The organism is Neptunomonas antarctica (genome assembly GCF_001305295.1).
Classification (GTDB): domain Bacteria; phylum Pseudomonadota; class Gammaproteobacteria; order Pseudomonadales; family Balneatricaceae; genus Neptunomonas; species Neptunomonas antarctica.
The window spans coordinates 208,338-227,640 of sequence record NZ_LJSI01000021.1 but is presented as its reverse complement, the minus strand read 5'-3'; the positions used below and the strand labels follow the sequence as shown (position 1 = coordinate 227,640).

The window sequence follows — 19,303 nt, the reverse complement described above, 5'->3', positions numbered from 1 at the left end:
ACAGCTATGAAGCATACCGAGCAATTTATCAGTAAAGCAATCACTTTACTGAACCAAGGTAAAATTGGACAGGCAAAATTAATCTGCAAAAAGATCATGTCGCTAACGCCTCTCCATTATCAGGCAAATTTGTTAGCCGGCGTCATGGCCCTGAACACGCAGGATTATTCTTTAGCAGAAAAGCATTTAAGCACAGCCAATCTCGCTGCCAAAACCGTACATGACAAAGCTCAAGCGCTCAATAATCTATCACTAGCGCTTACCTACCAGCAACGCTTAATAGAAGCCCTATCAAGCATTGATAAGGCTATCGAGCTGAAACAGCAACAACCTCTGTTTTATTGCAACCGAGCTAACATCTATGAACAGCTGTCTCGCTGGTCTGACATGAAACATGACTTACTGACAGCGCTTTCTTTATCATCAAATGAGATACCCGATGCCTATATAAGCCTGGCCATTGCCATGAGGCATCTGGATGACGAGGGACACGCACTCACACTGTTAGAACAACACCCCGATGCAACTGATCAAGACTGGCTGAATGAATGGGCGCTATTATGTGGTCTTAATCAGCAACTGAAAAAAGTAGAGCAACACTTTATACCGGCCTCTGCGTCCACCCCTGCCTTTGCGAATATTTCTGAAGACTCACTCATCGCACTGGGTGATTATGCCGTGGAGCAAAATTACGCGGACCTTGCTCGTTCTCTTTATTTAATAGCACAACAGGTTTTACCCGAGCATCCGGTCATTATGCATCAGCTCAATGCGTTACAAGGCATAGCCTCGGCGCAAGCGCCACGTGAGTATATTGAATCGCTGTACGATAGTTGTGCGACGCAGTTCGAACAGCGCTTAGTCAGTCAACTGCACTATCAACTCCCGGCACAATTGGTCGATAAGTTACTCCCATTTATGCCAACCACGCCAATGACTATTATAGATCTGGGCTGTGGCACCGGCTTGCTGGGTAAAGCACTGCCGCCCCATGTAAAAATCACATCACTGACAGGCATTGACCTATCTAGCCAAATGCTCAAAGAAACCGCTAAAACCCAGCGCTACCAGCGTCTTATTCATGGGGATTTACTCGAAAACCTTAATTCGACAGATGGCGCAAACTTAATCACGGCAACTGATGTGCTGATTTATATCGGAGATTTAACTGCGCTATTTAAAAAAACATATCAAGCGCTGAAACAAGATGGATTATTTGCTTTCAGCATAGAGTCCTGCGATTCACAATGGCAATTATCATCCTCGGGGCGTTATCAACATAGCCATGGCTTTATCCAATCTCTGGCACGCGATTGTGGTTTCGTCATGCTTCACTCATCAGCATGTCAGCTGCGTCTGGAAAAAAATCTGCCGGTTGTCGGTGAAATAGTGATTCTTCAAAAGGCATGAGATAAATGTGCAAAGCATTAAATAAGAACATCTGCCCGCTGCGCTTGCTCATAGAAGTAAGCGGCGGCTAAACGCAATGAGTGAACCAAAGCTTTACTGCCAGGCAGGTGACATTTGTCCAGAACTTCACTCTCATTTTTCTGCTGGATAACCCGCGCCTCAATCAAATATTTAATATGAAAATCAGCTGAGGGCTGATCCCACAAAGAACGGTATGTAATAGCCAAGCGAGAAAAAATACACGCACTGCTTTCATAAGCACGAAAATGAAAAGCAAATCCTGCTAAATCACGCCAGTCGTCTATTTCAGATCGCGCTTGATGTTCTGGCACATGCAGCTGTACCCGCTGAAGAACCTCAGAATCAAGATCCTTCAGCCATTCACCCTGTAAATAGATCAGGCGTTTTTGAAACTCAGCTTGCCATAAACATAACTCATACTTAGCGATTACCGATAAGCCTTTCAGTACCAATACTGCATAAGAGCCACTTACAGGGTCAAGTTGCGACCCTATTCTGATTACCTGATACCCAGCCGTTTGCCAAAAATCAAGCAGCGCAGGCGTTACTGCAAACGATGCACCCATTAAATCAATGGTCTGCGATTCACTCCATTTTTCGATCGCCTGCAATAGACCAAGCGCTATCCCTTGACGACGATGCTGATCACTCACAGCAATGCGCACTATGCGTAACGCGGTAAGGGAGGCGGCTTCAATATATCCCTCCTGAGCAATCAGCAACTGAGGAATCAAATGCCCCCGGGGACGCCGCCGCCCTTCCCAGATATGCTTGACCAATTCATCATCAAGCCCGCCTTCTTGTGCTACCAGACATGCGCCTACAATGCAGCCCGCCAATTCCGCAATCCAAATTTTAAGATTGGGACTGTCCAGCATAATACGCAGATCACCTGGCGTGGTCCGATAATGAGCTTCAATCATCAGACCAAACAATGCTCTTAGTTTATCGGGATGCGCGACCAGCCATTCAGGGGAAACGAGTCGGTATTCAACGCAAGGCAAGCCAACAGAAAACGTCTTCTCGTCTAGGGACTCAACCGCCTCCCTATCAGGCTGATCTGAGGCGGCATCCAACAACAGTACGCGATTAAAGAACGCTTCCAAAGGGTCCTGATCTGACCACCGAATAGGCTTTTCCAGTGTGTAACAATGCAGCGCAGAACCCTGTTTTTTCAACTCAGATACAAACCTCAAAGTAAACCCCTGCCCTGTGCCTTCATACCCCTGCGTGGTTGTCGCGAAAATAATCCTGGAGTAATAATGCAGATATTTGGAAAGAAGATTTACCGGAATTCCGGCCGCCTCATCTACTAATAAAATATCTGCATCGACATTTGCTCGGCAGACGTCCACTGGTAAATGAAAAGTCAGCATGGACTGCGGGCCTACTACTTGATAACGCGATCGCTGAAACCCGGGCTCACCTGCGGCGTGTCGAAATAAACTCTCTAGCGCATCAGAACGCGGAGCCGTAACGACAACGTTTTCACCTTCGCTCAGCAACTGCCGGGCAATGATCCCTAACGCTGCGGATTTACCCCGGCCTCGCGCAGCGGTGAGCACACAACATTGCGCCCCAGGTATTTTAAACTGTCTGATAATGTTGTTAGTCAGCGTGTTTTGATCCGCTAACGCCATGTCAATTGAACGCCTTTCGACCGATTCTGGCGCTATTACTGAGTGTGAATGTGAGTATGATTCTCGCTCTGATCCTGCTGCTGATGCCAGCTCAGGCAGTACCGACATTAATCCTTGCTGTTGATCAAAACGCACCAATACCTGATCTTCTGCAAAACGATATTTAAGATGATTAAGAAAATTATTACCAACATCCGTGGCTTCATAGGGTTCAACCCGTAATCGCTGTTTCTCAGGGTCATTATAAAAAGCGCTGGATTCAGGCGGGGGCGTTAGCAACACGAAGAGACCGCCGCCTTTAATCAAACCGGATATCTGGCCTAATGCATCAGGGTTGATGCCACTAAAGCCATCATAGACGATCATGCTCATTTCCTGGCCGAGCAAACGATGCGCTTGGTGAGTAGAACAGGTGAGCAGTCCGGGCCACATACGCGATGAAATAATAGAATAGGTAAGCGTGTTATCAGCTTCTATATACTGCTGAACTTTAGCGGCAGTCCACTCTGCTGAGCCAGTAAGCCAACAGGGAAATCTAATATTTTCTTGCTGGGCCAACTGCCTCAGACGATCAACAAGCATACCAAAATCATCTGACACTAAAGCTGACATGCCTATCAATAAGAATAAGTAACAGGCGGATTAAGCGTTTCCTGAGCATCCGCGACAACCCGATTACCCCCTTCTGTTTTAGCTTGCTTTAACAGTGCATCAACATGTTTCATTGCAACCGTAACGTTAAGTTCTGAGGTCGGCTGAAACGTACAGATGCCTATACTAACCGTATGATTGATTTCAAGTAACCGGATGTGATCCAGACAGCGGTCAGCTAACTGACGCACCAGTTCATTGGTAGAAGGCAAAATAAAGCCAAAAGTAGTGCTATCGACTTTTGCTACCATATCTCCCGGACGATACACCTCATGCATTAAATTTTCTGCCACATCAATAGCAACCGAATCTTCTAATTGTTCAGTATCAAAGCCAACATACATAAGCGTCAATGGCATGAATTCCCTGACGCAGCGCCGACATTCTACATCCACTCTTGCCTCAAATTTATGCGGATCAGGCAGCCCAGTGACGCTATCTTTACCGGTATTGATTATATCAAGACGCATTTCCAGTTGTTTAAATGACTGAGTAAACGCTACCAGGAAATAAACCAACCCTGCCGATGCAGACAAAGTCATCAATAGAACCCAGAACAGAATCGAGGATACCCACGCCATTTGCAGTAACAGCAGTACTGAACATAACAGAGCAATCATTACCCCAGCTGCCAGTATGAGCAGATTTCTTATCGCTTTTTGAGACTTCATGTAATGAGGCTTCTTTTTAGAAATTATTGTTAAAGTATAACCCAGATTCTTCAAGGCTTTATTGATTACACATTACATACTTATAAGGCATTTTTTCGCGCTTATTACACCTTGTTACACATATCGACATAAAGCGCTCGGGGCATTCAGATAATTACTGCCCCCAACGATTATGTGATTGATTCAAAAAGGCAAGTTCTTCTTCTGTTGACTCTCGCCCCAGCACTTGGTTACGGTGTGGAAAGCGACCGAAGCCTACGATCATATCTCGGTGCTGTGTCGCAAAATCAATGGCAGCGTCGATGATATGTCGATCTTTCATCGACACCTCACACAACATGTTTTCAAGGTGGCTAATACATAAATCCTGAGCCGCCAACGATTCACTGTGCTCCAGAGGCATGTAGAAAAAAAGACGTTCAGCAAACTCAAGCGCATCATCATGCCCCTGTTCAATGCTTTCCATAACAATACTTCGTGCCATTTCATCGCCACTAAACGCCTCTGTCATACCGCGAAATATATGCCGTGTGAATTGATCAAGCAGAATGACCAGCGCTAGCCGACCACGAGGGGTTTGTTTCCACGCCGTCAAATCTCCACGTAGTGCGGCGTGTACTTTACAACCAAACAGTTTATCAATTTCACGGTCTATTTCAGTGCCACCTTGCCACCAGAGATGACGCCGGTCAGTCACGGGAAAACCGTTCTTTAAGCTACCAAACCAAAACTGTAAAATTTCATCAATTTCTATTCTCATGACAAATCCCCCACCTTAAAAACGCTTAAGACCCTGACACGCTCCTTCCGACCAATATTAATGGTGTCACACCTAAGGATTCGTCTCACAAACATGGGTAAAATAACTATTCCTCATTTCCACTCTTTATTCAATATTGAAACTGAATTAGAGTCGTATATTAATGCGCGTTCAGGATTCATAAGGAGTTGAGTACATGTATCGGTCACTATTGGTTTTACTGATTATCGTTATTGTCATAACAGGTTATTTATTTTTACCACCCACAGGCGTAAACGATGTTAATAACAAGACCACCGACAAAACATCTCTCCAACCAAAAACACCTAATCTGACGACCCTGAACGACAAAGAGCGGGCGCAGGCCATCTCCAAAATCGAAAAAATGATAGCCCCTTCAGAGATAGCTATCGATGCATCAACAGCGCATCATTTTGTAACAGGTGACCAACTCATTCGGCTGCCCGCTACCTCAGATGCACGTGTATCTATTCTGCAAACTAATGATGTAGAGAACGACACCTCGGTGCAAACATTTAGTGTCACTCCACCCTCCTTTACGCCTCACAGTAATCAACCATCAGAAAACAATACCTCGCTACAACAGATTAAGAATATAGGAAGGCCGTCCATAGGTACTCAGATCCGATTGAAAGAATTACTAGACCAGTCTGACACTCAGGGTAAACGCATCTTTTATATTCATGCGGTTAATCAGAATGACGCGCAAGGCATATGGGGCATTTTACAAAGCGGCTTAACAGATACCTTTGCTAAAGGTATAACAATATCCACGAAGAAGACCCTCGTTAAAGCGACCATTCCGCATTTCGCAGATGAAACACTGGTCAATAGCAAAAGTTCTTTTTTAGGCAAGCTATTACATAACAAAGTGGAAACAACACATATCTATAATTTTCAGGAAGGCTTATTAGGACAAAATCCCAATCTGATAAAACCCGGCCAACAACTCATTATTGTTACGTTCACAGAGGAAGAATTACTAGATGTTTACCGCAACTTCGCACAACAAGGACAAACAGAATGATTGATCTTTATACCTGGGCAACGCCGAATGGAAGAAAAATATCAATTATGCTTGAAGCTACTGGTTTTGAGTACGCCGTACATCCGATAAACATCTTAAAAGATGAACAGTTTACGCCCGACTTCTTGAATATCAGTCCGAATAATAAAATCCCCGCGATTGTTGATTCAAACGGACCTGATAATCAGCCTATATCTGTTTTTGAGTCAGGCGCCATCCTGCTTTATTTAGCGGAAAAAGCCGGGAAATTTATACCTGCTGAACCAATAAAAAGATATCAAATGATGGAATGGCTTATGTGGCAAATGGGTGGTTTTGGACCTTTTCTGGGACAGGCTCATCATTTTAATCGCTTTGCGCCGGAAAAAATCCCTTATGCTGTTCAACGCTACAACAGCGAAGCGCTACGATTATGGGGCGTGCTGGATAAGCGTTTAGCCGATAGAGAATATATAGTAGACGAACTAAGTATCGCTGATTTTGCTATTTACCCTTGGGCCGCACGCTGTGAATGGCAAAACATTGATCCAGTGGACTTCCCCCATGTGAAAAACTGGATGGTCAGGATGGAAGCACTCGCCGCTGTACAAAAAGGAATGGCAATTCCTGTATAAGCGTGACACCAAGACTCACATTTAACCATTAGAACTGATTAATCAGGAAATAAAATGCATATTTGGGTCGACGCAGACGCATGCCCCCGTGTCATTAAAGAGATTCTTTTCAGAGCCGCCGAGCGCACTAATACCTCAATGACGCTGGTCGCTAACCAACTGATTGCTACCCCGCCCACCTCGCTAATTAAGGCAGTGCAAGTGCCCGCAGGATTTGATGTTGCTGACAATTATATTGTCCAAAAACTCACAGCTGATGATCTTGTCATCACGGCAGATATTCCACTAGCCGCCGAGGTGGTAGCAAAACGAGCCATGGCGTTAAACCCTCGCGGAGAGCTTTATACTAAGGAAAATATTCGCCAGCTTCTTTCTATGCGGGATTTTATGGACACGCTAAGGAGCAGCGGTGTACAAACTGGCGGCCCTAAAACATTCAGTGAACAAGACCGCAGAAATTTTGCCAATCAACTGGATAGTTTACTGGCAAAAGCACACCCACAACCTGAATCAATCGGCGCGGCCTAGCACAAATTGCTCACCCGCACTTTGGATAACCAAGAAGTGACTGGCAAAAGCACACCCACAACCTGAATCAATCGACGCGACCTAGCACAAATTGCTCACCCGCACTTTGGATAACCAGATGTGGCACACCCTCAATTAGCACCTCATTGGCCTTTTCAACTAATTCATAAAACACTGAACGATTGATAAGGCCTTCCATACCAAACCGGACAGTCAGATAAGGAGAAGGCTCTCCGCTGACCACATCAGTAACGACACGGATTGGGTTTTCTGCGCTGGCAATAACACGGTCACCTGTCAGGCTGATAAAGCACAGTGACGGCCCTGCGCCATCCTCAATTGACTCAACATGAATAAAATGAAAAGGCACATCATCGACCTTGATACCTACCTTTTCAACCGGTGTTTTCAGGAAATATTTGTCATCTTCTTTCCATAAGACGGTTGCAAACATGTTTACCATAGCAGGACGCCCAATCGGGGTACCGTTATACATCCAGGTTCCATCCCGCAATATATGCATATCAATATCACCACAAAATTCGGGATTCCATTTATCCACCGCGGGCTTGTCTTTTCCCTCCGCTTTATCTATCTGCCGGCTAATCTCTGCAAAGTCAAAAGTGGGCTTATCTACTTTCATTATTTGCTCTTCCTCGTATCGGTGTTTTTCAAGATAGTTATCATGACTTTCTATCCTTCATTAAATTATCTCAACTTGTATCGAAAAAATTTCATCTTTACATCTAATCATATGAATCATATTCACTGTTAGAATAGCACGATATTAATGACCCCAAGACATTAGGCACTTATGAAATCATCACTGAAAGACCGCTTCTCCGATCCGCAGCGCGGTGTGTACTTTATAGGTACCACGCCGCCCAGAGAAAACACTTCTGCGGAGCAGGTCAGTGAAATCGCTGATAAGTTGCTGGGGCGTCTTTCCTCTATCGATTTTGATGGTGTGATTGTGTACGACATTCAGGATGAAAGCAGTCGAATTGATAAACCTCGTCCTTTTCCCTTCATGCAGACACACGACCCTCGTGATTATTCACGCCTGATTCGTGAAAAATCACACCATCCTGTCATTACCTATAAAAGCGTGTCACAAAAAGACCGACCGGCTTTTGAACAGTGGCTTGAAGAAGCCTGGAGCCAATATGGCATTCGCGATATTGTGATGGTAGGCAGCCCATCATCGGAAGGTGATGTACGTTTATCGTTAAATGATGCTTATCGAGCCTTAGCTGAACATCAACACGATTATAATCTTGGCGGTGTCACTATCGCTGAGAGGCATGCTAAAAAAGGGGATGAGCACCAACGGTTGCTGAAGAAAAGTACGCAAGGCTGTTCTTTCTTTGTATCGCAGGCGGTTTACAATGCTCAAGCAACCATTGATATGCTGAGTCGTTATGCGCGTGAATGCAAAGTACAGGGTATTACACCACAACGCGTCATTCTCACCTTTACACCCTGCGGAAGTTCTAAAACATTAGACTTTATGGAATGGCTCGGTATATCCGTTCCTGAAGCAACGCGTTACCGTATCCTTGACGCACATAGCCCATTAGCTGAGTCTATTCGTATCTGTCGTGGCAACTTAGAGCAAATCATTGAAGCCTGTCTGCCTCTCGGTATTCCTTTAGGCTTGAATATTGAGAGTCTGACCAACCGTAAAGACGAAATTGATGCGGCCATTCGTTTGTTCAAATTACTGAAAGCCACACTGGATTTGAAGCTGGCAGAACAGTCAATTCAAACCATCAGCTAATATGCGCTGCTAGACTTATTAATTCACTGACAACTCAGGGCGTGGATTGCATCTCTTTCAATAGAGCTTCCATCGCCTTATAACGCGCCGGATTCCAGATAATTACTTTTCGCTCTGGATTCAATTCGTACTTAACGTTCATCAGAAAATCCATACCCAACAGACCATCAAAAGCTGTATCGCCTGCTTTATTATCGATCACAAAAGAACGTATGTTTTTGACCTGAAAAGGGCCAACCTTGATTCGGTCAAACTCAATACTACTAACCTTGATCACACTGCCGCCAGCGACTCGTGCATAGCCGGCGGCCTGACTCGTCGTATCAAGCCGCGCCAATGCATCCCGATGAAACACCGTATTGGTGGCGCCGGTATCCATCAGCATGTTCACATGTGCATTTTTTCCATGATAAGTCAGGCTGACGGGGACTAAAACCTGATTTTTTAGAATAGTGACCGGCGTTTCCATCTGTACTAGCGCGCGTTCTAAACGTTTTAGTGTTGAATGAGCCTTTAAAGATGCGGATGCTTTTTTGTTTTTCTCGGAGAAATGACTGGAGTTACTTACTTCGTCAGAAGGGGCCTGAAGCTCAATCTGGAGCTGATACTTCTGAGGCACCTGGCTCATACTGCCAACAAATATTTGCTTGCCGCTATCATCCGTATATTTATAAATTTCAGCGTGCGACTTAGCCATCATTAACAACAGTAAAATGGCGATCATACTGACAAAAATCGCCACCATTCTGATCTGCTGACAGCGTACACATTTTTTCTTCGCCACTTGGCTTAGCCTCCTGCCAATTTAACCTTATACTTCAATTTCTCAAGTAGCCCCTTAATGGTGTCCCTATGATCTCCCTGAATCTCGATGACGCCATCCTTCAGCGCACCACCCGTACCACAATGCTGTTTTAATTGTTTCAACAATTTTTTCAATTCCGCTTCAGCAAGTGGCACACCTGAAACGGTCGTGACACCTTTACCTTTTCTCCCGGATGTTTCCCGACGAATTCGTATAATTCCATCTAAAGAAGCAATACGCTCTTGATCAGAATTTTCCTGACAGCAGCATTCGTTTTTAGCTTGTCGGCATGCAGGACAGATATCCCCCGCTTGCGTTGAATAGACCAGCCGACTTAATTGATCGTTTAGTGAAGCCATGTGTTGGATCCTAACGTGATAAACCACCAATCTGTCTGGCCAGATAGGCAGCGTAGTTGTCTGTCATGCCACTGATAAAGTCCAAGGCGCGCATATAAGCATGATACAACGGCCAACGTGGATCTGGCGCATGAATACCCATTAAACTAATAATTTTCTCACTACGATAACTTAAACCTTCACAGCTTTGTTTCTGATATTGCTCATAGACGGCATGACAGAATGCGTCTAACAAAATTCCCAGACAACTATAGGCACCCACTTCCAATTCAGTTTTACGGGTATCAGGAAATATTTTTGTTTTAGCCAGAGTTTTAGCGGCGTGCAAGCCTTCCTTTACGCCTATATCTCCATCCCGCAGTAGTTCGCCCTGATACTGACCTGTCATAATATCTTCGTAGTGCTTCATAAAAGCAGCGACCGCTGAATTAACCATATTTTCCATCGCCTTGCCGCGTAACGCTGATATTTTGCGGCGTGCAGAAGCCTGACTATAGAAAATATCATCTTCAAAATCCAAATTTCCACAGAGTTGTAACAAAATCGGCTTGATGGCTTCAAATGTAAGGATATTCAGTTCAATGGCATCTTCCAGATCAAGGATGGCATAGCAAATATCATCGGCGGCTTCCATCAGATAAGCTAATGGATGGCGGCTCCAATGATTGCCACCCTCGCCCTGTGAAACCAAACCTAACTCCTGACCTAACTTCTCCAATGTTTCTATTTCTGTCAAATAACAACTGAATTTACCTTTTTCAGTCGCATGCTCAGCGGTCCAGGGGTATTTAAGTAATGTTCCCAAGGTAGGATATGTTAACCGAAGGCCACCATCATAAAGATGATTTTCGATACAGGTAACCACTCGAAATCCTTGCGCATTACCTTCAAACGTTTCCAGATCCAAACGTTCGAGCGGAGATAATGAAGTCAGAAATTCTGCATCACGGGCTTGTTTAAACCAGTCCCGTATCGCATATTCGCCCGCGTGACCAAACGGGGGATTACCAATATCATGAGCCAGACATGCCGACTGAACGATCATGCCAATATCATGAGGATTCACCCATTCAGGCAACGTGGACGCCAGTAATTCTCCGACTCGAATACCCAAAGTCCGACCGACGCTCCCCACTTCAATGGAATGCGTCAGGCGTGTGTGTATATGATCATTTAGCACCAACGGGTGGACTTGTGTTTTGCGCCCTAACCGTCTGAACGCACTTGAAAAAACAATACGATCATGGTCTTTATGGAAATGGCTTCTACCGGCTTCCGGCGACACCATTGACTCATGCCCATATCGTTTTACGGTAAGCAGTTTATCCCACTGCATCATCATAATACGTCCTGTGTTTATCAATTGATTATCCAGTGTGACACAAAAATGCCGGTAGCGCGTCAGCACACCACCGGCATTCTAAATCATAGAAAGGCTCTTACAAAAAGTATCTACAAGAAGCTACACTTTGAATTGGTTAACGATTACTTTCAGGCGCTGCTCTAACGCAGACATCTCCTGTGTGGTTTGTGACAAAGCATCAGCATTAGTTGCTGAATGCTCAGCAATATCGGCTATCTGCTGAACATTCTGGCTAATTTCATCAGCCACTGCGGTTTGCTCCTCAGCAGCACTGGCAATTTGTGTGTTCATTTGCGTGATGGTGCTGACTGAACCCGTAATGATACGCAATGAATCACTGGCTTTGGCTGCTCGCCCTACCGTAGCGACACCCTGCGCTTTACTGGTATCCATAACGCCCACGGCTTCTCGGGCACCTACCTGTAAGCGCTCAATCATACTCTGAATTTCCTGGGTACTCTGCTGTGTACGGTTGGCTAATGTCCGCACCTCATCCGCAACCACAGAGAAACCACGGCCATATTCACCCGCACGTGCCGCCTCAATGGCGGCATTCAGCGCCAGCAAGTTAGTCTGACCTGCTATTTCTTTAATAACGTTCACAACGGTGCCAATTTTATCGGCATCGAGATCCAGCTGAGCAATCACATCAGAGGCACGATTCACTTCATCAGACAATGCCTTAATGGAGCTAATTGTTTCTTCAACAACTTTTTGTCCACTGACCGTTTCATTATCCGCTTCCTGTGCAGCCGTCGCCGCACCCACTGCATTACCCGCAACTTCTTGTGCAGCAGCGGCCATCTCATGAACGGCTGCTGCCGCCTGAGCAGTTTCATCCCGCTGCTTCTGAACATCCATATGGGTTTTATTGACGACACTATTCATTTGCTGGGTAGAATTAGATAGGTCTTCTATGCCTGTTTTTAAATCGATCACTAAGTGTTGGATCTTATCCACAAAATCGTTAAAACCTTGCGAAACCTGCCCCACCTCATCCTGTGACATCACACTCAAACGACGGGTCAAATCACCTTTACCCCGGCTAATATCGATTAGGGCTGCCGCTGTATCACGTAATGGCTGGGTCACTTTTCCCGCAATATACAATGAAATCATGATAACAAGAAGGAGTAATACCAAGCCTACTCCTGCAATGATAAGCTGAGTTTTAGCAAGCTCAGACTGGACACGCAGCTGAGCTGCCGCAATAGCATCATCAATATCATCAATATAAAAACCGGTGCCTACCATCCAACCAAACTTAGAAATGCCGGCGGCGTAACTTAATTTTTTAACATCCGCATTCTTAGACGGTTTATTCCATGTATAAGTCAGATAACCACCGCCTTGCTGTGCTTGACCGATTAGCTCTTTAATAATACTGACGCCATTAACATCTTTCAGAGCAATATAGTTTTCACCTTCCATTGAAACTTTGACTCTCATAGCAACACCAGTGCCTGAATAGTCGTAGACAAAAACATAACCATCATTTTTCTCGCCATAGGCCAATGATCGTAAAATTTCTGCCGCTTTTTCCTTTGCGTCCTTATCATCAGCGCCTGACGCACGATCAACAATCGGCTGCACTGCAGTTAACGCAAGATCTATATAATTTTTTGCTGTTTCTTGCTTGGACAGCATCATGCTGGTACGAATATGAGTAACTTCCTGCTCACCCATTTCTACCAATTTTATTTTTACGACCAGCATGACAACCAAAATAGCCACAATTAAGGGAATGATTGTTAGCAATAGCATTTTATGTTTAAGCGTTAATTTACTCATATGTTGAAAACCTCAACTTACATGGTTATTTTTTATAGCTATGTTAAAACCAACTCCATTGTTTAGCGCATAAACACCTGCCCACTCCAAGATAAAAGCAGCATACGTACTGACTTTTCCATAATAGTTATAATAATAAACACTTAGGCTTACTCTATAAACCAAAAGATTGCCTCTAAACGAAAGCTTAATAGGCGGCAAACGCCTTGATACGAAGCATATAAAATGTATTTCTAACAAGAGTCTAGTCAATAAAATTGAAAACACATGCATTAACATGCAATTTTGTGGGAGCAGCTTTATCACGTCTACTCTACAGAGCTTATTTACCTTAAACTGATACCCTTTCTCGAATCAGAATGGATAGATGACATTATGTTCGCTCAAATCAAAAAACTCTTATTAATTAGCACTGTGATTTTTTTTAGCTCTATGTGCTTAGCCGACAATCCGAAAGTATCTTTTGAAACTTCAATGGGCAACATCACGCTTGAGTTATTTGCAGAAGAATCTCCAGTGACTGTAAAAAACTTCCTACAATATATCGATGAAGATTTTTACATTGATACGCAATTTCACCGCGTCATTAGTGGATTCATGGTTCAGGGCGGAGGGTTTACGAAGCAAATGTCAAAAAAACAAAATCATGAACCTATCATAAACGAATCAGCTAACGGATTAAGTAATAAGCGCGGGACTATCGCCATGGCAAGAACACAGGCACCTGACAGTGCTACGAGTCAGTTTTTCATCAATCTCGTTGATAATCTGAGCTTGAATCAAGTTGGCAACCGCGCGGGCTATACCGTTTTTGGTGAGGTGACGGAAGGTATGGATATTGTGGACTCAATGGCAAAAACAAAGACGGGCATGAGTTCAGGCCATAGAGACGTACCTATCGAGCCTATTCTTATACTGAGTGCCAAACGCCTTTAAACTAACATACCCTTATTTTTTAACTGCTCACTTTGATTAATTATTGCAAAGTGAGCAGTTTCGTCTAACCCTGTACTTTACGCTCTATCGCCACATAATTACCCTGCATCACCAACGCTTTGTTACCGTTCTGAATAACAACAACCTCTAAGGTAAGACGTGCACGCCCCTTATCTCTTAAACGCGAAACAAAACCTTCTACATCATTAGAGGATGGCACTACAACCTCAGCATGAAAATCACCCGTTACTGGCGCAAGATAGCGAATTTCACAATCCCTGATCATCACATCACAATCGAGCATTTGGTCTTTCAGAAGAAGCGTGGTCAGACACCAACCTGAAATAGTAGCCAGGGTCGCTAATGACCCACCAAATCCTGTTCCCTTATCATTGATATTGGGGGCTAATACCGCCGGCAGCATAAGTTTATGGCCATCAAACTTAAGATCGCCCAACCCCATATGATTAAGTAATGGAATCTGAGTCTTAAGCCAGCATAGAAAAGCAACGGGATCTTGGGAGGTTGTCATTAGGTTACTCACTACTTACCTGATTCGTCTCTACGTTATTCGACGCTACGCCCTGCCAATCAGAAACGATACTCTCAAGATCACTCTCTAGCTTACTATCAGAGATCTGCCGCATGCGTTTGGTCGTTCCCAGATAAATAAATCCAACCACCTGCTCATGCGCCTGTAATCCTAATCCTGCTTTTACGACAGGATCAAATGTCATTTCACCGGTTCTCCACATAGCGCCAAGCCCCTGAGCATAAGCACCCTGCAACAAAGCCTGTGTAGCGCAGCCTGCTGTAATGACCTGCTCAATTTCGGGTACTTTTGGATGCTGCTGTATTTTAGCAACAGCAACAATAATCATCGGCGCACGCAACGGTTTTTTTCGTAGCTTACCCGCGCTTTCATCTGTTAGTTCCAACTCTTTTGCACGCATAGCTTTAACAAACAGATCACCCAGATGTTCACGCGCTTCACCCTCAATAACCAAAAACCGCCAAGGCCGAAGTCCGGCATGATCCGGCGCTCTTAAGGCGGCCCGGAACATAACATCTAATTGCTCGGGGCTAGGCGCGGGAGCCATAAGCACGGGGGCAGATACACGGTTATGCAACATTTCAATGGCATTCATCAATATTTCTTCCTACTGGCGGCTAAGGCGAAAATTAATAGCGGTAACAGGCTCACTACTACGTATTGGGTTGATATCCAAACCACCGCGTCGCACATATCTCGCATAGACGGTGAGTGATTCAGGATGGCAACGCTGCCAAATATCCATAAATATATTTTCAACGCATTGTTCGTGGAAATCACCATGTTCACGATAAGAAATCAGGTATTTTAGTAAACCTTCCTGATTAATTTCCAGACCGGAATAAGTAATCTGAATCGATGCCCAGTCAGGTTGGCCTGTCACAGGACAGTTTGATTTTAGTAGATGACTGTACAGCGCCTGCTCTACTTGCCGCTCGCCTACTTGTAATAACCCAGGCTCTGGCTGGTAGTGCTCTACGCTGATATCCAGTTCATCCAGACACTCACCATCAAATCGGCTTAGGTCCGGCATCCGGTCTGGGTGATAAAACTCGACTCTGACCTCCCCTCCCGCAATATCAGACAGGTCTTTTTGCATTAACTGTTTAACGCTGTCTTCGCTTTCAAACTGGCTTAAATTGAACGAATTAAGATATAACTTAAACGACTTTGACTCGATAATATTTTTGGAACTGGCGGGTATAAAAAAAGCAGCGATGCGGACAACAGGCTTACCTTTAAGGTTGATCCAGGAAACTTCATAGCCATTCCAGATGTCTGTTCCCTGAAACGGTAAATCCTCTCGCTCCACGCCACGTTTTTGCCAATTAAGATCACGCTGTATGGGAAAAAGCAAACCCGGATCATACTGGTTTACATAGGCGGTATCACTGCCTAAGGGTGATTGATCAAGTACCTTCTGCTCACTCATTATTGCCGAATCCCCTTGCCTGTATTCAATAATCTTAATGCGAATGAGAATAAGGCTACCGTAAACAGTATGATGACCCCAAACGCGAAACCGACGTTGATATCACTCACACCCAGAATGCCAAATCGGAAAGTATTAACCATATAGAGCACGGGGTTCAGATGAGAAACACTCTGCCAGAATTCAGGCAAAAGCTGAATCGAGTAAAAGACTCCGCCCAAATAGGTCAAGGGTGTCAGAATAAAGGTAGGGATTATTGATATATCATCAAACGAATTGGCATAGATCGCATTGATAAAACCACCCAGGGCGAACAACACGGAAGTCATAACAACAGTCGCAACCGTTACTCCAACACTGTGCACCTGCAACTTGGTAAAGAACAATGACAACAAGGTGACGACAAAACCTACCGCCAAACCACGGGCAACACCGCCCAACACATACCCCGATAAAATGATCCAATTAGGCGTAGGTGATACCAGTAGCTCTTCAATACTGTGCTGGTATTTTGTGCTGAAAAAGGACGACACCACGTTTCCATAAGAATTAGTGATGACCGACATCATTATAAGGCCAGGAACGATAAACTCCATATAGTTGAAGCCACCCATTTCACCAATTCTACTACCAATCAAATTACCAAAAATGATGAAATACAGGGTCATAGTGATCGCTGGTGGCAATAAGGTTTGAGCCCATATCCGCGTAAAACGACGTATTTCTTTAGTAACAATAGTAACGAATGCAACCCATAATTCACGATGACTCATACTTCTTTATTCCCCAAATTCTTTTCAACCATGGCAACAAAAAGCTCCTCCAGTCGATTGGATTTATTACGCATACTGGTTACTTTAATCTGCTTCGCTTCCAGCTGAATGAACAGTTCGTTAATCCCCTTGTTTTTTTCGACATCGACAACCAATGTATTCGGATCTTCAAGATGTGCCGTGTAGCCTTCAAACACGATATCTGCCGTTTGAGCAGGCTGCACATCGAAAATAAACGTTTCGGTATTCATCTGCTGTAATAAAGATTTCATCGAGGTGTTATGAATGATCGATCCATGATCAATGATCGCAATATTGCGGCACAAACTTTCGGCTTCTTCCAGATAGTGAGTGGTTAGAATAATGGTGGTACCGGCTTTATTGATCTCTTGCAGGAAAGCCCACATTGAGCGTCGCAACTCAATATCGACACCCGCTGTCGGCTCATCAAGAATCAGTAGTTTAGGTTCGTGAACCAGAGCCCGCGCAATCATTAAACGTCTTTTCATACCGCCGGACAGCATCCGCGCACTATCATTCCGCTTATCCCACAGCCCCAGTTTTTTTAAATAATACTCCGAACGCTGCTTTGCGATGCCTGCCGGGATACCATAATAACCTGCTTGGGTACGTAAAATATCTCCGACTTTTTCAAACATATTGAAATTAAATTCTTGGGGTACAACACCCAAGCTACGCTTTGCGGCAGCCTTATCCTTTTCAAGATCAAAACCAAAAATCTCAACAGATCCACTGGTTTTATTAATCAAAGAGGACACAATACCCAAAGTCGTCGATTTACCGGCACCATTAGGTCCGAGTAGAGCAAAAAAATCACCTTGCTGAACATCAAACGAAACACCCTTGAGAGCCTCGAAATCATTTCCATAGACTTTACTCAAATCTTTGATCGATAACGCCGTTGCCATTATTCTGTATCCTGTTAATTGAAACCAATCGCTATGTGGTAGATGAGATATTTTCAACCTATGTGCTATTGTATCAGGTAAAATTACCCGCCTGATAAAAGCAACAGAGTTATCCCCGATGAGAGTTATCCCCGATGCATAATAGTTACCATCAATTTCATATAGAGTTACTCAAGCAAACTTATAACCACATTTTGCAATTTTCACCTTTTTGCCAGGATGAAATGTCGGCGCAGGACAGTGAATTTTTACAACGCTTTAACGAACTCATTTCTGAAACGACAGACGTTCAGGCAAGTTATATAGAAAGCGGGCAGGCGCTAATGACAGGGTGGATTCGTGCCTACCCAGAACTTGCTCCTCTCATGCCCAGAGATTTACTGTTTTTCTTCGGAGGAGAGTGTTTACATTTCATGCCCGATGATGAGCTTCAGACGTTTCAGGAACTTGATGAAAAACGCTATGCGGCTGAAGCCAAAGGCGACGCTTTTGAATATTCTCGTGAAAGAGCAATGGCATTAGGATTGCTTCATTAAATCAACAGGCTAATCGACCCATTTTCAACCGTTAACATTCGGGGACATTAGCCTCTCGATAAGAGACAAGTATCGTCACCCATATAACCAATGGTACTTGGTATATTTTATACACGCAGCAGTCTTTTTTGAATGGAAAGCTTAAGCTTTCTCAGACACTGCGCCGCAAACAGAACGATTATACGTAATGGGCAAGGACATATTGCTAAAAATGATTTAACGAAAGGATGGTGCGCTGAATGCTTATCGGCTAGAAAGTACACATGAATAAACTGATTATCCAGACGACAGATGATTGCATTAGCAATATACCTGAACAGTATACACATGTGGTGGCGTCCCATAGGGGGTTTGAACCCCTGTTACCGCCGTGAAAGGGCGGTGTCCTAGACCACTAGACGAATGGGACATATCATCAATATTTTCAGAAAAAAATATTGTTATAACCTTATTTGTAAATTTGGAGCGGGAAACGAGATTCGAACTCGCGACCCCGACCTTGGCAAGGTCGTGCTCTACCAACTGAGCTATTCCCGCAACATTACCCGATAACTATTAATATTAACTTCAATATCAATCATCAGAATAATTGGCGTCCCATAGGGGGTTTGAACCCCTGTTACCGCCGTGAAAGGGCGGTGTCCTAGACCACTAGACGAATGGGACTAATTTACAATTACTACTTGAAACTCCTCAGCAAAAT

General features: G+C 44.3%; 20 protein-coding genes and 3 tRNA genes. 7 read left to right on the top strand and 16 right to left on the bottom strand.

Annotated elements, in window-relative coordinates:
- The first annotated feature begins 6 nt into the window (after positions 1-6).
- Positions 7-1,410 carry a methyltransferase gene (locus tag Nant_RS03575; protein WP_143773542.1) on the top strand — a complete coding sequence of 468 codons (1,404 nt, stop codon included), beginning with the start codon at positions 7-9 and terminating at the stop codon, positions 1,408-1,410.
- A gap of 17 nt (positions 1,411-1,427) precedes the next feature.
- On the opposite strand, the gene Nant_RS03570 is transcribed toward Nant_RS03575, so the two are convergent.
- From Nant_RS03570 to Nant_RS03560, 3 genes are all read right to left on the bottom strand, one after another.
- Positions 1,428-3,683 carry a tRNA(Met) cytidine acetyltransferase TmcA gene (locus tag Nant_RS03570; RefSeq protein ID WP_143773541.1) on the bottom strand — a complete coding sequence of 752 codons (2,256 nt, stop codon included), beginning with the start codon at positions 3,681-3,683 and terminating at the stop codon, positions 1,428-1,430.
- Positions 3,684-3,688: 5 nt separating this feature from the next.
- The gene (locus tag Nant_RS03565) at positions 3,689-4,393 is read right to left on the bottom strand and encodes a GGDEF domain-containing protein (protein ID WP_054340259.1); all 705 of its coding nucleotides are present in this window, start codon (positions 4,391-4,393) and stop codon (positions 3,689-3,691) included.
- 154 nt (positions 4,394-4,547) lie between these two features.
- The gene (locus Nant_RS03560) at positions 4,548-5,153 is read right to left on the bottom strand and encodes a DUF924 family protein (protein WP_054340258.1); all 606 of its coding nucleotides are present in this window, start codon (positions 5,151-5,153) and stop codon (positions 4,548-4,550) included.
- A 196-nt stretch (positions 5,154-5,349) separates the two neighbouring features.
- On the opposite strand from Nant_RS03560, the gene Nant_RS03555 reads away from it, so the two are divergent.
- Genes Nant_RS03555 through Nant_RS03545 form a run of 3 tightly spaced genes read left to right on the top strand, consistent with a single transcriptional unit; the run spans position 5,350 to position 7,343 of the window.
- Entirely contained in the window at positions 5,350-6,201 is an 852-nt protein-coding gene (locus tag Nant_RS03555; RefSeq protein WP_054340257.1) for a hypothetical protein, read from the top strand.
- Positions 6,198-6,815, top strand: a complete 618-nt coding sequence (locus tag Nant_RS03550; RefSeq protein WP_054340256.1) for a glutathione S-transferase N-terminal domain-containing protein — start codon at positions 6,198-6,200, stop codon at positions 6,813-6,815. The genes Nant_RS03555 and Nant_RS03550 overlap by 4 nt, the downstream gene beginning before the upstream one ends.
- 54 nt (positions 6,816-6,869) lie before the next feature.
- On the top strand, positions 6,870-7,343 hold the full coding sequence (locus tag Nant_RS03545) for a YaiI/YqxD family protein (RefSeq protein ID WP_054340255.1): 474 nt from the start codon (positions 6,870-6,872) through the stop codon (positions 7,341-7,343).
- Between the two features lie 67 nt (positions 7,344-7,410).
- On the opposite strand, the gene Nant_RS03540 is transcribed toward Nant_RS03545, so the two are convergent.
- Complete coding sequence (locus tag Nant_RS03540) at positions 7,411-7,986, bottom strand: DUF1285 domain-containing protein (RefSeq protein ID WP_054340254.1); 576 nt, start codon at positions 7,984-7,986, stop codon at positions 7,411-7,413.
- Between the two features lie 171 nt (positions 7,987-8,157).
- Between Nant_RS03540 and Nant_RS03535 the strand changes: the two genes are divergently transcribed.
- The gene (locus Nant_RS03535) at positions 8,158-9,123 is read left to right on the top strand and encodes a methylenetetrahydrofolate reductase (protein ID WP_054340253.1); all 966 of its coding nucleotides are present in this window, start codon (positions 8,158-8,160) and stop codon (positions 9,121-9,123) included.
- Positions 9,124-9,157: 34 nt separating this feature from the next.
- Here Nant_RS03535 and Nant_RS03530 read toward each other — a convergent pair whose 3' ends face one another.
- The 4 genes from Nant_RS03530 to Nant_RS03515 all read right to left on the bottom strand — a co-directional run bounded on the left by Nant_RS03530 (position 9,158) and on the right by Nant_RS03515 (position 13,441).
- On the bottom strand, positions 9,158-9,907 hold the full coding sequence (locus tag Nant_RS03530) for a retropepsin-like aspartic protease (protein WP_054340252.1): 750 nt from the start codon (positions 9,905-9,907) through the stop codon (positions 9,158-9,160).
- Positions 9,908-9,912: 5 nt separating this feature from the next.
- Complete coding sequence (locus Nant_RS03525; protein ID WP_054340251.1) at positions 9,913-10,287, bottom strand: translation initiation factor Sui1; 375 nt, start codon at positions 10,285-10,287, stop codon at positions 9,913-9,915.
- Between the two features lie 10 nt (positions 10,288-10,297).
- Positions 10,298-11,629 (bottom strand): deoxyguanosinetriphosphate triphosphohydrolase, encoded by a 1,332-nt coding sequence (locus Nant_RS03520; RefSeq protein ID WP_054340250.1) that lies wholly within the window; start codon positions 11,627-11,629, stop codon positions 10,298-10,300.
- 120 nt (positions 11,630-11,749) lie between these two features.
- Positions 11,750-13,441: a methyl-accepting chemotaxis protein gene (locus Nant_RS03515; RefSeq protein ID WP_054340249.1), complete on the bottom strand. Its 1,692-nt coding sequence runs from the start codon at positions 13,439-13,441 to the stop codon at positions 11,750-11,752.
- A gap of 375 nt (positions 13,442-13,816) precedes the next feature.
- On the opposite strand from Nant_RS03515, the gene Nant_RS03510 reads away from it, so the two are divergent.
- Complete coding sequence (locus Nant_RS03510; RefSeq protein WP_054340248.1) at positions 13,817-14,377, top strand: peptidylprolyl isomerase; 561 nt, start codon at positions 13,817-13,819, stop codon at positions 14,375-14,377.
- 64 nt (positions 14,378-14,441) lie between these two features.
- Here Nant_RS03510 and Nant_RS03505 read toward each other — a convergent pair whose 3' ends face one another.
- From Nant_RS03505 to Nant_RS03485, 5 genes are read right to left on the bottom strand one after another with little or no spacing between them, the layout of a single operon-like run.
- The gene (locus Nant_RS03505; protein WP_054340247.1) at positions 14,442-14,909 is read right to left on the bottom strand and encodes a YiiD C-terminal domain-containing protein; all 468 of its coding nucleotides are present in this window, start codon (positions 14,907-14,909) and stop codon (positions 14,442-14,444) included.
- Positions 14,910-14,913: 4 nt separating this feature from the next.
- The gene (locus Nant_RS03500) at positions 14,914-15,525 is read right to left on the bottom strand and encodes a nitroreductase family protein (protein WP_054340246.1); all 612 of its coding nucleotides are present in this window, start codon (positions 15,523-15,525) and stop codon (positions 14,914-14,916) included.
- 12 nt (positions 15,526-15,537) lie between these two features.
- Complete coding sequence (gene queF, locus Nant_RS03495; protein ID WP_054340245.1) at positions 15,538-16,362, bottom strand: NADPH-dependent 7-cyano-7-deazaguanine reductase QueF; 825 nt, start codon at positions 16,360-16,362, stop codon at positions 15,538-15,540.
- Positions 16,362-17,135, bottom strand: a complete 774-nt coding sequence (locus Nant_RS03490) for an ABC transporter permease (protein ID WP_054340244.1) — start codon at positions 17,133-17,135, stop codon at positions 16,362-16,364. Before Nant_RS03490 ends, queF begins: the two co-directional genes overlap by 1 nt.
- Complete coding sequence (locus tag Nant_RS03485; protein ID WP_054340243.1) at positions 17,132-18,064, bottom strand: ABC transporter ATP-binding protein; 933 nt, start codon at positions 18,062-18,064, stop codon at positions 17,132-17,134. The genes Nant_RS03490 and Nant_RS03485 overlap by 4 nt, the downstream gene beginning before the upstream one ends.
- A 134-nt stretch (positions 18,065-18,198) precedes the next feature.
- On the opposite strand from Nant_RS03485, the gene Nant_RS03480 reads away from it, so the two are divergent.
- The gene (locus Nant_RS03480; protein WP_054340242.1) at positions 18,199-18,600 is read left to right on the top strand and encodes a PA2817 family protein; all 402 of its coding nucleotides are present in this window, start codon (positions 18,199-18,201) and stop codon (positions 18,598-18,600) included.
- 333 nt (positions 18,601-18,933) lie between these two features.
- Here Nant_RS03480 and Nant_RS03475 read toward each other — a convergent pair.
- The 3 genes from Nant_RS03475 to Nant_RS03465 form a co-directional block, all read right to left on the bottom strand.
- Positions 18,934-19,009, bottom strand: a tRNA-Glu gene (locus Nant_RS03475).
- Between the two features lie 52 nt (positions 19,010-19,061).
- Positions 19,062-19,137, bottom strand: a tRNA-Gly gene (locus tag Nant_RS03470).
- A gap of 53 nt (positions 19,138-19,190) precedes the next feature.
- Positions 19,191-19,266 (bottom strand) — tRNA-Glu (locus tag Nant_RS03465).
- Between the last annotated feature and the right edge of the window lie 37 nt (positions 19,267-19,303).

Bases quoted from the DNA above. Each gene is read 5' to 3' on its own strand.
- Nant_RS03500 (WP_054340246.1), bottom strand. From the start codon at position 15,525: ATGAATGCCATTGAAATGTTGCATAACCGTGTATCTGCCCCCGTGCTT.
- Nant_RS03575 (WP_143773542.1), top strand. From the start codon at position 7: ATGAAGCATACCGAGCAATTTATCAGTAAAGCAATCACTTTACTGAAC.
- Nant_RS03570 (WP_143773541.1), bottom strand. From the start codon at position 3,683: ATGTCAGCTTTAGTGTCAGATGATTTTGGTATGCTTGTTGATCGTCTG.
- Nant_RS03490 (WP_054340244.1), bottom strand. From the start codon at position 17,135: ATGAGTCATCGTGAATTATGGGTTGCATTCGTTACTATTGTTACTAAA.
- Nant_RS03545 (WP_054340255.1), top strand. From the start codon at position 6,870: ATGCATATTTGGGTCGACGCAGACGCATGCCCCCGTGTCATTAAAGAG.
- Nant_RS03525 (WP_054340251.1), bottom strand. From the start codon at position 10,287: ATGGCTTCACTAAACGATCAATTAAGTCGGCTGGTCTATTCAACGCAA.
- Nant_RS03480 (WP_054340242.1), top strand. From the start codon at position 18,199: ATGCATAATAGTTACCATCAATTTCATATAGAGTTACTCAAGCAAACT.
- Nant_RS03550 (WP_054340256.1), top strand. From the start codon at position 6,198: ATGATTGATCTTTATACCTGGGCAACGCCGAATGGAAGAAAAATATCA.
- Nant_RS03565 (WP_054340259.1), bottom strand. From the start codon at position 4,393: ATGAAGTCTCAAAAAGCGATAAGAAATCTGCTCATACTGGCAGCTGGG.
- Nant_RS03555 (WP_054340257.1), top strand. From the start codon at position 5,350: ATGTATCGGTCACTATTGGTTTTACTGATTATCGTTATTGTCATAACA.
- Nant_RS03510 (WP_054340248.1), top strand. From the start codon at position 13,817: ATGTTCGCTCAAATCAAAAAACTCTTATTAATTAGCACTGTGATTTTT.
- Nant_RS03505 (WP_054340247.1), bottom strand. From the start codon at position 14,909: ATGACAACCTCCCAAGATCCCGTTGCTTTTCTATGCTGGCTTAAGACT.
- Nant_RS03515 (WP_054340249.1), bottom strand. From the start codon at position 13,441: ATGAGTAAATTAACGCTTAAACATAAAATGCTATTGCTAACAATCATT.
- Nant_RS03520 (WP_054340250.1), bottom strand. From the start codon at position 11,629: ATGATGATGCAGTGGGATAAACTGCTTACCGTAAAACGATATGGGCAT.
- Nant_RS03485 (WP_054340243.1), bottom strand. From the start codon at position 18,064: ATGGCAACGGCGTTATCGATCAAAGATTTGAGTAAAGTCTATGGAAAT.
- Nant_RS03535 (WP_054340253.1), top strand. From the start codon at position 8,158: ATGAAATCATCACTGAAAGACCGCTTCTCCGATCCGCAGCGCGGTGTG.
- queF (WP_054340245.1), bottom strand. From the start codon at position 16,362: ATGAGTGAGCAGAAGGTACTTGATCAATCACCCTTAGGCAGTGATACC.
- Nant_RS03560 (WP_054340258.1), bottom strand. From the start codon at position 5,153: ATGAGAATAGAAATTGATGAAATTTTACAGTTTTGGTTTGGTAGCTTA.
- Nant_RS03540 (WP_054340254.1), bottom strand. From the start codon at position 7,986: ATGAAAGTAGATAAGCCCACTTTTGACTTTGCAGAGATTAGCCGGCAG.